The sequence below is a fragment of the Planctomycetota bacterium genome (genome assembly GCA_038746835.1).
GTDB lineage: Bacteria > Planctomycetota > Phycisphaerae > Tepidisphaerales > Tepidisphaeraceae > JBCDKH01.
The window spans coordinates 15,641-29,647 of the sequence record JBCDKH010000006.1 but is presented as its reverse complement, the minus strand read 5'-3'; the positions used below and the strand labels follow the sequence as shown (position 1 = coordinate 29,647).

Sequence of the window (14,007 nt, the reverse complement as noted above, 5' to 3'; positions counted from 1 at the left end):
GTGAACAAGCGTACGACGCGGACGGCTTAAAGCTTCTCGTCTTCCTCAGCGACGATGTCGTAAATCGCGCGGGGCGTCTCGGCAGCCAGAAGCTTTTTGCGAACGTCGGCCTTGGCGATGATCTTGCTGATCCGGGCCAGGGCGTTGATGTGCGGGACGGTCTTGTCCGTCGGGCTGGCCAGCAGCCAGACGAGCTCAACGGGTCGGCCGTCGATGGCTTCGAAGTCGACCGGTTCCTTGCAGCGACCGAAGGCGGTAACGAGCGACGCGACGCCCGTGGTCTTGCCGTGAGGAATGGCAAGGCCGTCACCGATGCCGGTGGTGCGGGTCCGTTCGCGCTCCAGGACGCTCGTGCGGACCTTCTCGACGTCCTCGAGATCGCCGTTGGCTTGGAGGTGGTCGACGAGTTCGTCGATCACGCCGGCCTTGTCGGTTGCCTCGACGGGAAGCTTGACGTTCTCCGGCTTCAGGATGTCGGTCAGTCGCATGCGGAAGGTGGCGGTGGAAGGGAAGGGCAGAGCCCCGCCGCCTCGGTCGGCGTGCGGCGATGGCACGCTATGCCGGCGGGTGTTGGCCGACAACGCTCTGGCTGCCGCTGCCGGTGACCTGAACAGGGAGTCGCACGTCCCCGCCGACGCGTCTCAGGCTCGATTGCGCGTCATCGACGGAAATGCGGTCGATGCAGCTCCGTGGCTCACTGTGCAGACAGTGACCCGCCGCCCAGCAGGCGGGCATGTCGAGTTGCTGGTCGTTGAAGTGCGGGCAGTCTCGCGCGTCGCCCAGTCCAATCGACGGGGCGTGCCGCGGGAGGACGATGCGTCGACTCGTCGGGCCGAAGAGACCGACCGTCGCCACGCCCATCGCCGCGGCCATGTGCATGAGGCCCGTGTCGTTGCCCAGAAACCGATCGCAGCGTCTCAGCAGGGCGGCCTGACGCAGGAGGTGCTCCGGGCCGACGATCCGGACACGCTCGGGCGAACGCATGTGTGACAGCACCTCGTCGGCGACATCCCGCTCGGGCCCAACGAAGAGCAGCACGGGCCCGTCGTGCAGCAGGTCATCGCACACCGCCGCAAAGCGTTCGGCGGGCCAGCGTTTGAGGTGCATCGACGCGACCGGCGCGACGGCCGTCATCGAGCCGGGCGTGGTCTGCACCTGCTCGTCCGCCCAGACGTCGTCCTCGCGTCGGACGCTCACGCGAGGTTTGCCCGGCGAGGCGACGGGAAAGCCCCAGCCGACCTCGGCCGCGCGGTTGACAGCTTCTGTCAGCCCGATGCCCTCGCGCGTCAGGCGGTGCTGCGTCGGCTGGTGCCCGTCGAGCCAGTTGCCGGACTGCTCGCGCAGGACGTCCTGGACTGCCGGCGCTGCGTGCAGGGCGTCGACGATCCAGTCGAACGAAGGGCGGCCGTCGAACCACTCGGTCAGTCGTCGACTCGCCTCTGCCGAACGATCGCCCCAGTGCGCGACGCCGAAGTCCTGCACGGCGTGCACGTCGTCCGCGACATCGTCCGCATCGAAGAAGTCGGTGGCAGGCTTCGCACCGAGGACGACGATCTGCGCACTCGGGAACCGCTGTCGCAGCGCGCGATAGCTCGGCGTTGCCATGACGACGTCGCCGATGCCCCAGCGGAGGCACAGCAGGACGCGGCTCGGCCGAGAATCCTCTCGCACGACCGCAAGCTTCGCCGATGATCCTGAAGCCGTCGATACGTCATTCCGACGGCGATGCTGCTACTCGGCCAGCAGGCTCTCGGGCAGGCCGGCGTTGTGGCTGACGGTCTGGACGTCCTCGTTGTCTTCGAGCGCCTCGATGAGGTTCATGACCTTCCGGCCACCCTCCTCATCCAGGTCGATCGTGTTCTGGGCGACGTTGGCCAGCTCGCTGCTTTCGACGCCGATCTCGGCCGCGTCCAGGGCATCCTTCACCTGCGCGTATTCCGTCATCGGCGACAGCACGACGAACAGGCCGTCCTCGGCCGAGACATCGCTCGCCCCCGCCTCCAGGGCGACTTCCATCAGCTTCTCCTCGTCCACGCCCTCGGCCGGAACGGCGAAGATGCCTTGCTTCTCGAACTGATACGCGACGCTGCCGCTGGTCCCGAGCGATCCCCCGGCCTTGCTGAAGACGTTCCGCAGCTCCGGCGCCGTTCTAGCCCGATTGTCGGTCAACACCTCGACCAGCACCGCCACGCCGGCCGGGCCGTATCCCTCGTAGACGACTTCCTCGTAGTTCTCCGCCCCGAGCTCGCCGGCCCCCTTGGCCACGGCATTCTCGATCGTGTTCTTGGGCATGTTCGCCGCTTTGGCCTCGTCGATTACATAGCGCAGGCTGAGATTGTCACGCGGGTCTGACCCCGACTTGGCCGCGACCATGAGCTTCTTGGCGATCTTGCCCCAAACCTTGGCCCGCTTCTTGTCGATCGCCGCCTTCTTGTGCTTGATGTTCGCCCATTTGGAGTGACCGGCCATGGCTGAAGATAGGGGCGGCCGAGTGCTCAACGCAAAGACGTAAAGGGCGCAAAGAAACGCAAAGAAGAGAGAAAGCGTTGCGAAGCGGACGCCTCTGCTCCCTCTCTGTCCTTTGCGGCCCTTCGCCTCTTTGCGTCTTTGCGTTTCAAAGCCAACGGACCCACCCCTCCCCGCGGCTCGATCACGCCACGATCACCTCGCTGCCGAACGGGCGTCGGTTCCGCTTGCATCGACACCCCATTTTGCTAGCTTCCCGAGATCAGCCGTCGCTCGGTGGCACACCACACCACCAAGGGAAGAGATACCGGGAGAGTTGAGATCCATCTGTGCTTCGCGCCATCGCCTCTGAGGGGTTGTGTGTTCCCTCGTCGCTACGTCCGAAGCCATTACTGAGAAGAGAGAGACACCATGCACAGCAGCACGCTTTCAGCCGCCGTTGCGGCTTCGTTGGCCATGAGCGCGACCGCTCTGGCTCAGGTTCCGAGCACCGGCCTTGTCGTCGGCGTCGACGACACGACGGTCCCCGTCTTCATCGATGACAACCCCGGCAGCGGCAGCTACGACGCGCTCTTCACCGGGGCCGACATCTGGGGCCTGACCTGGGACGGCAGCGTCCTCCACGCCGCCGAAGGCACCGCCTACGCGACCTACGCCCTCGACGGCACACGCACCGCCATCGGCGCGTTCAGCCCAGACCAGGGCGTCACCACCCAGATCTTCGTAGGCCTCGCCTTCGACCCCGTCGCCGGCGTCCTGTACGGCTCCGACACGTCTGGCACCACCACTAGCGCGTCGCCCGAGGGCATCTACTCGATCGATCCGGCCACCGGCTTATCCAAGATCGTCGTCGACCTCAGCGACCCCGGCAACCTCTACGACTTCGGCGGACTCGCCTTCAATCCCGTCGACGGCCTGCTCTACGGCACCAGCGACAGCGTCGCCGGCTCTGTCGGACAGGGCCTCTACAGCATCGACCCCGACACCGGCGTCGTCACGGGCATCGCCTCCTACCCGGCCGGCGAGACCGACATCGACGGCCTGGCCTACGGCGACGGCTCCCTCTGGCTCGTCACCGACCAGGGCGGCAACTTCTACGAGTACGACCTCACCGGCGGCACCTACACCGCCTTCCCGAGCGCCTTCACCACCAACGAAATCTTCTCCGGCGCAGCGTTCATCCCAATCCCCGAACCCACCTCCGCCGCCGTCCTCGCCCTGACCAGCGTCGCCGCCCTCCGCCGCCGACGCTGATCCAGCGAGGGTGATAACCGTTCGTTGGTCGCGGAGCGCGCTGGCTGAAACGCAAAGACGCAAAGAGGCAAAGACCGAGCAAAGAAGAGAGAAGGGTCAGACGATCAGGCCCAACCCTCTTTCTGACCTTTGCTCGGCCTTTGCCCACTTTGCGTCTTTGCGTTAGAAGCCAACGGAATCCGCGGCTCCGTCAAGCAGCGATCTTCATCGGCTCCTCGCCGCTGGTCTGCTCCTGGTTCGGCACAGGCGATCCCGTGCCCAGCAGGCGCACGCTCGTCGGCACCGAGGCCGGGCCGGTGACGTTGCGGGTGTTGACGTACCACGCCGTCACCCACACCTTTGTCGGCTCGATGATGCCGCTCATCGTGATCGTCCCACGCGTCCGCCCGAAGAGCATCGCCTGGTTCCACTGATCCATCGACGTCGGCGGCTCGTCCCCCACGAACGTCGCCACTGCGATCGACTTCACACCCGCCGGCTTGGCCCGACGCGTCTCGTCGCTCTGGCTGGCGGCGGTGAAGCCGATTTCCGTCGACGATGCGGCCTTCAGCGACAACACCGGCGACTCCGACGGCGTCGGCGCAGGCGTCGGCGTCTTGTCGATCGGCTTGATCCCAAGATCCAGCTTCAGCTGATCCGACAGACTCACGTCGCGACGCAACTGCGACACGATCGGTCCTGCGATACGGCGCAGGTTTTCCGCGGCAGCCCGCTTGGCTGCAACAAACGGCGGACTGCGGAACTGCGGATCCGCAATCTTGTCCATCGTCATTTCGAACTGCGCCCCGGCCGACGCCAGATTGCCGACTTGCTGAGTCGTAATCGGGTACAGCTCGGCGTGGGTTGCCAGCCGTGCGTTGGTCGCCTTGATCCACGCGAGCAACGTCGCGTCCGTCTCCGTCGGGTAGTAGATGTTCATAACCGTCATCGCTCCTTCGAGGAAGTGATTCGCGGTGCCTGACACCGCTGCCCCGCCGAACACGCCGTCCGACGCCGGGCTGCCCCAGATGTCGGCCACGCGGGTGGAGCACTCAAGACGAATCACCGATTCTCCCGCGTGTTCTAACACCTGCTAATAAAAACCACCTCACAACGCTGCTCGGGCCGCCACCCGGCCACAACGCAACGGAGACCACTCCACAGTCATATGAGATCTAGGCGAACCGGAATGAGAACGTCGCGGACCCAGCCGCGAGGAGTGCGTCCTGAAGGGTCGACGCGTCGTTGACTAAGCTCAAGGGTCTGCTCTCATCTGTGTCTGAGCCGCTTACCACGCAGGACGCGAATGACGCGACTCCAGACGGAGCCCGCCAAGCGCCGTCTGACATGCACCGAGTTAAGCGAACTTCGCCCTAGAGTTCGAGTCGCCCGCAGCTATCTGATACGTTGCCGCCGACCATGAGCAAGGGTGAGGGACGAACCGGATATGAAGAAGCCAAGGCCCGCATTCGCAAAGCAGCCGCGAAGCGATCGCGCGAGCTGAATCTCGGTGGTCTTGGTTTGACGTCGCTGCCGCCGGAGATTTGGCAGCTTACGGCGTTGCAGGTGCTCGTAATTTACTCGAACGAGCTCACGTCGCTGCCATCGGAGATTGGGCAGCTCAAGGCATTGGAGGAACTGAACCTCCAAAGCAACCAGCTGGTCTCACTGCCGTCTGAGATTGGGCAGCTCGCGGCGTTGCACGAGCTAAACCTCGGAAACAACCAGCTCAAGTCGCTGCCGTCGGAGATTGGGCGGCTCAAGGCGTTGGATAAGCTGTATCTCCACATCAACCAGCTTACGTCGCTGCCGTCGGAGATTGGGCAGCTCACGGCGATGGTCGGGCTGGCTGTCAGCGAAAATCAGCTCACGTCGCTGCCGTCTGAGATTGGGCAGCTCAAGTCGTTGGAGAAGCTGTACCTCAACGGCAACCAGCTCACGTCGCTGCCGACTGAGATTGGGCAGCTCAAGGCGTTGCGGGAGCTGGTCCTCGAGAACAACAATCTCACGTCTCTGCCCGAAGGGTTACGAACTCTCAAGCGACTAGCGGAGTTCTGTGTACACGCAAACCCTGCGTTTTCTCTGCCCACGGAAGTGCTCGGACCGACATGGATGGAAATTGTTCTCAAACGTAAGGAAGCCGCACCGCCATCCGAAATCATCGCTTACGCGCTGTCGTTACAAGAAGCTCGGTCTCGGGGTGAAGTCCAGCCGCTCAACGAAGCCAAAGTGCTCTTCCTCGGTCAGCCGGAGTCCGGCAAGTCGAGCCTCATCCATGCCCTCAAACATGGAACGCCGACGCCCAACTTCGAGCAAACCGACGGCATCACGCAGGAGGTGCTGCCGCTGACGACCCGGGACGGCGAGTTGGCGGACGATGGTGAGCCGTTCCGCCTTAACCTCTGGGATTTCGGCGGACAGGAAATCTACAAGGCGACGCACCGCTTTTTCTTGACGAAGGGGGCCGTGTATGTCCTGGTTACGACGGCCCGGAAAGACACGCGTGTGGATGCGGACCTCGAGGAGTGGCTGGAAACGGCAAAAACGTTCGGCGATGGTTCACCCGTCTGGATTGTCATCAACAAGCACGACGAGAACCCCACCGGCGGGCCGAGCGAGGACGAGCTGATCCGCAAGTTTCACCCGATGCTCCGTGGGTTCATTCGCACGCAATGCCAGGACGCTAAGGACGGGCCCAACAAGGGCAAAGGTGCCGGTTTCGGGATCGACGAGCTACGCAAGACCCTTTTGGCCGAGGTGTGGAAGCTGCCCGACGCCAGACAGGAAATGCACCCGGACGTGATGAAGCTCAAGGCGAAGCTGGAGGAACTGGATCGTCCAACCCTGACCCTCGAGGAATACACGCAGCTCTGCGGCGACACCGACGTGACGAACAGCAGACTGCAAACCGGACTCCTCAACACGTGGGACAAGCTAGGAACGGTCCGCTACTTTCCAGACAACGAGGAAGACGACGATCCGACGCTCCGTCAGACGGCGATTCTCAATCCGGAGTGGGTGACCGAGGCTGTCTATCGAGTTCTGGGTGACGAGACGCTCAAGAAGCGCGGGGGACTCGTCCGCGAAGCCGACTTTGCTCGTATCAGTAAGGAACTGAATCACCCGGTCGGGAGTCACCGCCTCGTCGAGAAGGTGATGCGACGCTTTTCGCAGCTCTATGACACCGGGGAAGGCAAGATGTTCATCCCACTGCTCCTGGAAGACCGAGAGCCGAAGATGGATTGGCCGGGCGACTCGCTGCCGTTCTTGTACCGCTACCCCGTCCTTCCGCCCGGGCTCATTCCGACCTTTATCGCCCGAACGCACAACCTGCACAGCAAAGCGCCGCCGCCCTGGCGGAAAGGGTGTGTGCTGGAGATCGGCGACTGCCGCGTCCGCGTCATTGGGGACAAGCGACTTCGGAAGGTCGAAATTTCCGTTGTCGGTGGTCGTGGAAGTCAGCGACGCGACGCCCTCGACCGCGTGCGGTTCAAGTTCGAGGAGCTCCATGAGGCCGTCACGGGGCTCGACGCGGTCGAAGAGTTGATCCCGGTGCCGGAACATCCAGAAGCACCGTTTCTTAGCTACAAGTTTCTCCGCACACTTGAAGACAGAGGGATTCGAAAGCACCTTTTCCCAGCGGATGCCAAGCAGAGCGACCTGATCGAAGTCGACATCGCCGAGGCGCTCGGGTGCATTCGCGGTACTGCGATGGCCGAACGCGAAGAGGAGCGTCGTCAGGCGATGAACGTGACCGTGATGGGTGACCTCGTGAAAGGAGACAAGATGAGAGACTTTCAACCAGTCAAGACAGGTGACGTGATCAACTCGCAAGTCGGGCACAGCCTCGAAAACTGCACGAACATGATCCAGCAACAGCAGGCTGGCGAGCGGAAAGACCTGCTGGAACAGTTGGACAAGGATGTGAAGTCGCTGCTCACCTACTTGTCCGAGGACGAGCAGGAGGAGGCGACCGATCTCTACGAAAAGGTCGTCAAACATGCGACGAAGCAAGAGCCGAGCCGTCGCTGGTACTCCGTTTCCGCCAAGGGTCTGCTCGACGCCTCGAAATGGGCGAAGGATTTCACCGGCAACATCGTGGGCACGATCGGACAACTCGGAAAGGTGCTCTTCCCCGACTTCTCGATCGAGAAGGACGTCGAAAAGGCGGAGTGAGCCCTGCGCCGCTGAGTGGGTGTCTCAGAAGCCCACTCCGTCATCCCGAGCGCAGCCGAGGGACCTCGCGTGACCGGGGCGATCGCGAATGGTTGCCGGCCTCTCGATCAGCTGAAGCGCCCGAGGTTCCTCGACTCCGTTTCACTCCGCTCGGAATGACAGAGGGGGACGCTTCTCGGACATCCTCTACGGGATCACCTTGTTCAGCGGGTAGCTGAAGATCTCGGTCGCCCCATGGCGTTTGAGTTGCGGGATCAGGTCTCGCTCCAGGTGTTCGTCGATGATGACCTCGACCGCGTAGCCGCCGTCGTGGGTTTCGTTGACGGTGGGGCTCTTAAGGGCGGGGAGCATCTCGACAATGGCGGCGCAGATTCCGATCCGCCTGAGTAAATGGCCATCCACCAAGCCGCCGGCTCAACTCGCCGATGGCACGAGCGCATCGGCCCAGTCGACGAGGTCCTCCGCCAGCGGCGGGTCAGGGGCGTGGCGGTAGATGCGCGGGCTGTAGCGGCTGGCGTCGTAGGTGATGTCCAGGGCCGCCCGCAGGTCGAGGACGATGTCCGGGTCGTCGTTCGCCAACGGCACCGGCAGAATCGGCAGCTTGTCACGCAGCGTCCACATCCAGACGTCGGCGGTCGGTTCGTAGCCTCGCGTCAACATCGCGCTGTAGTCGTGCGGCGGCGACTCCTGCGGCAATAGGGTTTCGCCGACGCGGAGAAGATCGATCTGAAGCAGGTTGACGCCCGCCGAAAGGAGGTTGAGTCGCTTTTCGATGAACTGCCGCCGGCCGCCGAGCTTGTTGGTGCGGCTCACCAGTTCGATCACCGTGATAACGCGGTCGTTGCTGGCCGTGCGGATTTCAATGTTCTGAAGGCGTTCCGGCAGTTCGGGGTCGATGACTGGAATGCGCATCGTCAGCGACGCCTTGGACGACACCGCCGTCGTCTCGACGGATCGGCCGCCCGGCTCGTCGGTCAGGATGATGGCATCGTCTGCTCTTGCGAACAGTCGATCCTCGGCGGGCGGTTCGTGGATGTAGAGGTCTTCTTCGAGAACCGCGTAGTACGGGTCGGGCAGCGAAGGCAACAACTGGATCTTGATGTTGCCGATGAGCAGGTGGTGAACCTCCCGCCAGATCCGCGGGTTCTCCAAGTACGGATCCATGCCGGGGAAGGGCGAGGGCATGGTCGGAGTTTACGGGATCACCTTGTTCAGCGGGTAGCTGAAGATCTCGGTCGCCCCGTGGCGTTTGAGCTGGGGGATCAGGTCGCGCTCGAGGTGTTCGTCGATGATGACCTCGACCGCGTAGCCGCCGTCGTGGGTTTCGTTGACGGTGGGGCTCTTAAGCGCGGGGAGCATCTCGACGATTTCGGCGAGCTTGTCGCCGTCGATGTTGAGCTTCAGGCCGACCTTGCCGCGGGCGGCGATGGCCCCGGTGAGGAGCATCGCGATGTTCTCCATCTTCTCCCGCTTCCAGTCGACGGCCCACGCTTCCTTGCTGGCGATGAAGCGAATCGTGCTCGTCAGCAGCGTGTCGATGATGCGGAGGTTGTTGGCCCGGATGGAACTGCCGGTCTCGGTCAGGTCGACGATGGCGTCGCAGATGCGGGCCTTGATCTCGGTCGTGCCCCAGGAGAACTCGGTGCGGGGGGGTGGGGTGATGCCCTTGCCTTCAAAGTAGCGGCGGACGGTGTTGACGATCTCGGTCGCCACGAGCTTGCCGGCGAGGTCCTCGGGCTTTTGGATCGGCGACTCCTGCGGGACGGCAAGCACCCAGCGGGCGGGCTGCCTTGTCGCGCGGCTGTAGGTGAGTTCGCAGACTTCGATGACGTCGTCGGCGTTGCCGTTTTCGACGATCCAGTCGTGGCCCGTCAGGCCGCAGTCGACGAGGCCGTCGACGACGTAGCGGGACATTTCCTGGGCACGGAACAGGACGCAGGAGATCTTCGGGTCGTCGATCGCCGGGAAGACGCTGCGGTCGCGAGCGCGGATGTGGTAGCCGGCGCGGTCGAAGAGCTCGTAGGTCGACGACTGCATCGGCCCGCTCGGCAGGCCGAGGCGGAGGGTGTCGGTGGGGAGGACGGACATGGGCGGAGGGAGAGAAAGCTTGAAGGAGGAAGCTTGAAGCTAGAAGGCCGGAACTCCAGGCTTCCTCCTTCAAGCTCTCTACTTCTGCATCTGGCGCAGGCTTGCGAACAGGCTGCGGCAGTCTTCGACCTTCAGGTTCAGCTCGCAGAACTTGGACGCGTCGGCGAGGTCGGCCTCGGCGGCGATGACCTTGTTGGCAACGAGCTGTTCGTGCGTTGGCGTATCGATCGGCAGCACGCCGAAATCGAAAGCGAAGAGGGCGATGTGGGACTCGGCGTAGGCGGCTTCGACGTAGTACGCGTCGTCCATGTCATCGACGCCGAGCGCCTTCTTGAGGGCGGGCCGAATCTCGCGTCGGCTCTGTCCGCCGACGGTGTCGAGGCTGAGTCGCCCGACGGTGTCGAACACGCTGCTGAGGAGCATGCGAATCAGGATTGCCTTGCGGTGGGCGGTCGGTTCGTCCATCTCCTCCGCCAGCACGTCGGCCACCTCCAGCTCGGTCGCGACGCGAAGGTCGTTGGCGTCGACGAAGGTGTCGTCCAGCCGCTTGAGGGCAGCGCGGGCCGACTTTTCCGGCAGCTCGTAGCGAAGGGCACCCAAGAGCAAGGACTTGAGAGGGTCCTTCGTTTCGGCGACCTCGTCGTCGTAGAACTTCGACGGCGGGTGCTTCTTGGCGAGTTTTTTCGGAAGCGCCTTGAGCAATGGCGCGAGCTTGGCCGCGTTCTTCATCGTTCGGCGGCCTCCGCGGCGATCTCACCGTCGTCAGAGTCTTCGCGATACTCGCTGCTGGCCTTGTTGATCAGCTCAAGCACTTCCACCTCGCGACGATACGCCTCGTCGAGCTGGATCCGCAGGTGCGGCACGGTTCGAAGGTGCAGCGACTTGCCGAGCTTGGTCCGCATGAGGCCGGCCGAGCTCTGCAACGCGGCCAGGCCGGCGGACTGCTTGCCGGGCGTGCCCATGAGCACCATGTACACGTCGGCCGTCGACAGGTCTTCGGAGACCTTGACGCGGTGGACGCTCGGCAGGGTGCCGTCCAGGCGCGGGTCGGACAGATCGCGCTGGATGACCTCCATCACCTCTTGCTTGATCGCGCTGGCTAGCCGTTCCGTTCGTCGCGACATCGGGCCGTCACGGTAGGCGCGGCTGGGAGGGCGATTCCGCGTCGGACGCGAGGTGTTGTCGCAATTCGCCCATCGTCAGGAGCCTCGCGGGTGGCTCGGTCGCGAAGGTCGGTGTGCCGTAGGTTCGGGCCAGCCGGGCGACTTCGGACGGGTTGACGACGATGATCGCGTCGTCGGGTGCCGTGTCGAGGGCGTCTCCGAGCCAGGCTCGCCACGGATCGTCGGCGGGCGGGACGTCGAAGACGACTCGATAGTGCAAGTCGTCGACCGGATAAGCGAAGGCCATCGCATCCCCGACGAGGTAGACGGGGCGTCCGGGGTCGTTGTCGAACGGCGTCTGGAAGGTCGGTTGCCCCGTGACGCCGACGAGCGTCGATCGGCCGTCGCCGAGCAAGCCGATGAGCCCGCACCCGATGCGGTCGTTGTCGGCGTCGTGCAAGGCGACGACGTGGACGAGCCCGATGATTGCGGCAAGGGCGGCAAGCGGTGTCGCGAGCTTCGGCCATCGCCCGAGCCCCAGCGCGGCGGCGATAGTGAGCGTCGGGATCAGGACGACGAGGAACCGACCGATGAGGTGTGTCGCGGTTGCCCAGACGGCGATGGCAAACAGCGTGAGCGTCAAGAGCACCACGGCGTTCGACCACTCTCCAAGCCGCGGGCTTACAGCCCGCCGGTTTCCTGACGACGCGACGTCACCCGACTCTCCGTTCGAACCGCGGGCTGTAAGCCCGCGGCTGGCGAGCAACGCGAGTCCGACGATTCCGAGAGGTAAGAGCGTGTAGCCGAACCTGCCATTGGCGAGCACTTCTGACCACAACGCGGACGGCGCTGACGTAATCGTGGCATCGTGAGCTCGGGCGAATCGATCGACCTGCTCGTTTGACCAATCGTCCACTCCGCCCACGACTGGTGACGTCGGGAACCCGTGCCAGACGGTGTTACGGACCAGCCATGGCAGCGGTAGCAGGAGCGATGCTGCAACGAATGCGAGGACGCAGACAAGCCACGGACGCCGAAGCGGAAGCTTCGGGTTCAGGTCGGGGGCGATGTCACGCTGGTCAACGACCCGAAGCTTCCGCTTCGGCGTCAGCACGAGTCCCTCAACAAGTGCTGCACCTGCAGGCACGATGAGCATCGGGAGCGCTGTGTACTTCGCTGTGAACCCGAGACCCGCAAACAGTCCGGCGAGGAATGCACCACGTACTGACCCGGCGTTCACCGCCCGGAGCAGCCAGGCCGCCGTCAACGACGTCGCCAGCAGGTAGAGCGGCTCGTTGTACGCGATGCTCGACAACATCATGACCCACGGCGTGCAGGCGAAGAGCGTCGCTGCGATTGCCGCCGTTTGCCGTGACCCGCCGGTAGCGCGAACGGCGGCGAAGCAGGCGAGTGTCGAGCCGATCGACAGGGTGACGTTGACGAAGTGCACCGCCAGCGTCGCGTCGGCTGGGCCGCCGCGAAGGTGCATCGCGATCAGGAACAGAACCTCATTCCCCAGCGGCATGCGGCTGAAGACGTTGTGTTCGAGCGGGATGATCTGCCCACCGTCGTGCCACTCGCGTGGAATCTGAAGGTGGTAGCTCAGGACGTCGTACGCGTTGGGCTCGCCGCCCCACAACATGCCCGGCGGAAGGCTGGCCGCGACGAGCGTGACGAACAGCGACGCGGTCGGCAGAAGCCAGATCCCATGCGACGCGCTGGGCTTCCACGCCTTCGTCGTTGGCAACCGTTGACCGATGAGTCCCAGCAAGCCGAGGCTCGGCAGCACCAAAAGCAGCGAGGCAGACGTCGCGTTCAGCCAGCCAGCAAGGCCCAGCAGATGTCCGGCGGTGACGAGCCACGCGACGACAAGCCCGAACGCGGTGGCCGTGATGAGCGACCTCGGCTCGCCCGGCATCGCCCGTCGCAACAGCGCGGCAACGCCGATCGATGCGACGGCCATGACGGCGACGACCGGCAACGCGTCGATCAGCAACGCCGCGAGGAATCGAATGGCAAGGTCCGGACTCATCAATCCTCAATGAGACGACGTGATTGGGTCATGTGACAAACAGTCGTTTGCGAAACTGGCCTTGTCAGCTTGCTCCGGCGCTGTTGTCAGGCTAGAACCCGCCATGCTTCGCCGCCTTGTTGTCGTCGGACTTCTCTTTGCCGCGACGCCAGCGATGGCCCAGCTTGAGTCCACGACGTTGCCTGCGAATGGTGAGGTCGAGCCGCCGGCTGCGACTCCGCCGCCGTTTGCCATTCCGGGCGCATCGCAGTCCGCCCGCACGTTTGTTCGCTCCGTCTTCGACACCGACTTCAAGGATGGCGGCGGTTCGGCGGATCGGTTCACGACTGGGGCCAGTCTCGGGTTCGATAGCGGGTTTCTCTCGCTCGATGGTTCGCGACCGGCTTCGCCGCAGGACATCACCGGGCCGCTGGTCAGTGTCGCTGGGTCCTTCACCTTTCGCTACCACTCGTGGGACCTGGACAACCTCGGGCCACAGGGAAGGGCGGTTGGTTTGCCAGATGATCTTCTGGAAGACGCGTACGTCTTCAGCTTCAACCCGCGAGTCTCGGTTGCGCTCGACAAGCAGTCGAGCCTCGCGGCCGGTGCGTTTCTTGCGTTCGAGTTCGAAGACGGTGCCGATGTGGGCGACGCCTTCATCCCCGGCGGCTTCATCGGATATCGGCGCGAGTTTAATCGGAACGTCGTTGTCACGACCGGCGTCGTCGCGTTTTACCTGCTGGACGACAGCTTTTTCGTCGTGCCGCTGCTGGCGATCAACGTCGACTACGGCGACGACGCGTTCTTCCTGACATCCGAGGGTCTCGGTGCTCGGACGGGATATCGGTTCGGCAGCGATATCGCCCTGAGCGTCGGCGGCGAGTTCATCGGTAATAACTTCCGACTCCAGAGCGACGGCATCCTGTAGCA

At 63.9% G+C, this 14,007-nt stretch carries 13 protein-coding genes; 3 read left to right on the top strand and 10 right to left on the bottom strand.

Translation table 11 applies throughout. From position 1 onward, the window contains the following. Positions 1 to 26: 26 nt before the first annotated feature. The 3 genes from AAGI46_01575 to AAGI46_01565 are packed head-to-tail and all read right to left on the bottom strand — an operon-like array spanning position 27 to position 2,469. The gene (locus tag AAGI46_01575; GenBank protein ID MEM1010891.1) at positions 27 to 554 is read right to left on the bottom strand and encodes a PTS sugar transporter subunit IIA; all 528 of its coding nucleotides are present in this window, start codon (positions 552 to 554) and stop codon (positions 27 to 29) included. 1 nt (position 555) lies between these two features. Further along, positions 556 to 1,671: a glycosyltransferase family 9 protein gene (locus tag AAGI46_01570; protein ID MEM1010890.1), complete on the bottom strand. Its 1,116-nt coding sequence runs from the start codon at positions 1,669 to 1,671 to the stop codon at positions 556 to 558. A gap of 60 nt (positions 1,672 to 1,731) precedes the next feature. Then, complete coding sequence (locus tag AAGI46_01565; protein ID MEM1010889.1) at positions 1,732 to 2,469, bottom strand: YebC/PmpR family DNA-binding transcriptional regulator; 738 nt, start codon at positions 2,467 to 2,469, stop codon at positions 1,732 to 1,734. Positions 2,470 to 2,877: 408 nt separating this feature from the next. Between AAGI46_01565 and AAGI46_01560 the strand changes: the two genes are divergently transcribed. After that, complete coding sequence (locus AAGI46_01560; protein ID MEM1010888.1) at positions 2,878 to 3,720, top strand: hypothetical protein; 843 nt, start codon at positions 2,878 to 2,880, stop codon at positions 3,718 to 3,720. Positions 3,721 to 3,910: 190 nt separating this feature from the next. Here AAGI46_01560 and AAGI46_01555 read toward each other — a convergent pair whose 3' ends face one another. Continuing rightward, a complete protein-coding gene (locus AAGI46_01555) occupies positions 3,911 to 4,765 on the bottom strand; it encodes a hypothetical protein (protein MEM1010887.1) in 855 nt (284 codons plus the stop codon). A 353-nt stretch (positions 4,766 to 5,118) separates the two neighbouring features. Between AAGI46_01555 and AAGI46_01550 the strand changes: the two genes are divergently transcribed. Then, on the top strand, positions 5,119 to 7,875 hold the full coding sequence (locus AAGI46_01550) for a COR domain-containing protein (GenBank protein ID MEM1010886.1): 2,757 nt from the start codon (positions 5,119 to 5,121) through the stop codon (positions 7,873 to 7,875). Between the two features lie 186 nt (positions 7,876 to 8,061). Here the strand turns inward: AAGI46_01550 and hisG (AAGI46_01545) are convergent, their stop codons facing one another. From hisG (AAGI46_01545) to AAGI46_01520, 6 genes are all read right to left on the bottom strand, one after another. After that, the gene (gene hisG, locus AAGI46_01545) at positions 8,062 to 8,277 is read right to left on the bottom strand and encodes an ATP phosphoribosyltransferase (protein ID MEM1010885.1); all 216 of its coding nucleotides are present in this window, start codon (positions 8,275 to 8,277) and stop codon (positions 8,062 to 8,064) included. A gap of 12 nt (positions 8,278 to 8,289) precedes the next feature. After that, a complete protein-coding gene (locus AAGI46_01540; GenBank protein MEM1010884.1) occupies positions 8,290 to 9,060 on the bottom strand; it encodes a DUF4058 family protein in 771 nt (256 codons plus the stop codon). A 9-nt stretch (positions 9,061 to 9,069) separates the two neighbouring features. Beyond that, a complete protein-coding gene (gene hisG, locus AAGI46_01535; protein ID MEM1010883.1) occupies positions 9,070 to 9,963 on the bottom strand; it encodes an ATP phosphoribosyltransferase in 894 nt (297 codons plus the stop codon). A gap of 78 nt (positions 9,964 to 10,041) precedes the next feature. After that, complete coding sequence (locus AAGI46_01530; GenBank protein MEM1010882.1) at positions 10,042 to 10,692, bottom strand: hypothetical protein; 651 nt, start codon at positions 10,690 to 10,692, stop codon at positions 10,042 to 10,044. After that, positions 10,689 to 11,087, bottom strand: a complete 399-nt coding sequence (gene rbfA / locus AAGI46_01525; protein ID MEM1010881.1) for a 30S ribosome-binding factor RbfA — start codon at positions 11,085 to 11,087, stop codon at positions 10,689 to 10,691. Before rbfA ends, AAGI46_01530 begins: the two co-directional genes overlap by 4 nt. Positions 11,088 to 11,094: 7 nt before the next feature. Continuing rightward, entirely contained in the window at positions 11,095 to 13,098 is a 2,004-nt protein-coding gene (locus tag AAGI46_01520) for a glycosyltransferase family 39 protein (GenBank protein MEM1010880.1), read from the bottom strand. 103 nt (positions 13,099 to 13,201) lie between these two features. On the opposite strand from AAGI46_01520, the gene AAGI46_01515 reads away from it, so the two are divergent. Next, positions 13,202 to 14,005, top strand: a complete 804-nt coding sequence (locus AAGI46_01515; protein MEM1010879.1) for a hypothetical protein — start codon at positions 13,202 to 13,204, stop codon at positions 14,003 to 14,005. The last annotated feature ends 2 nt before the right edge of the window (positions 14,006 to 14,007 follow it).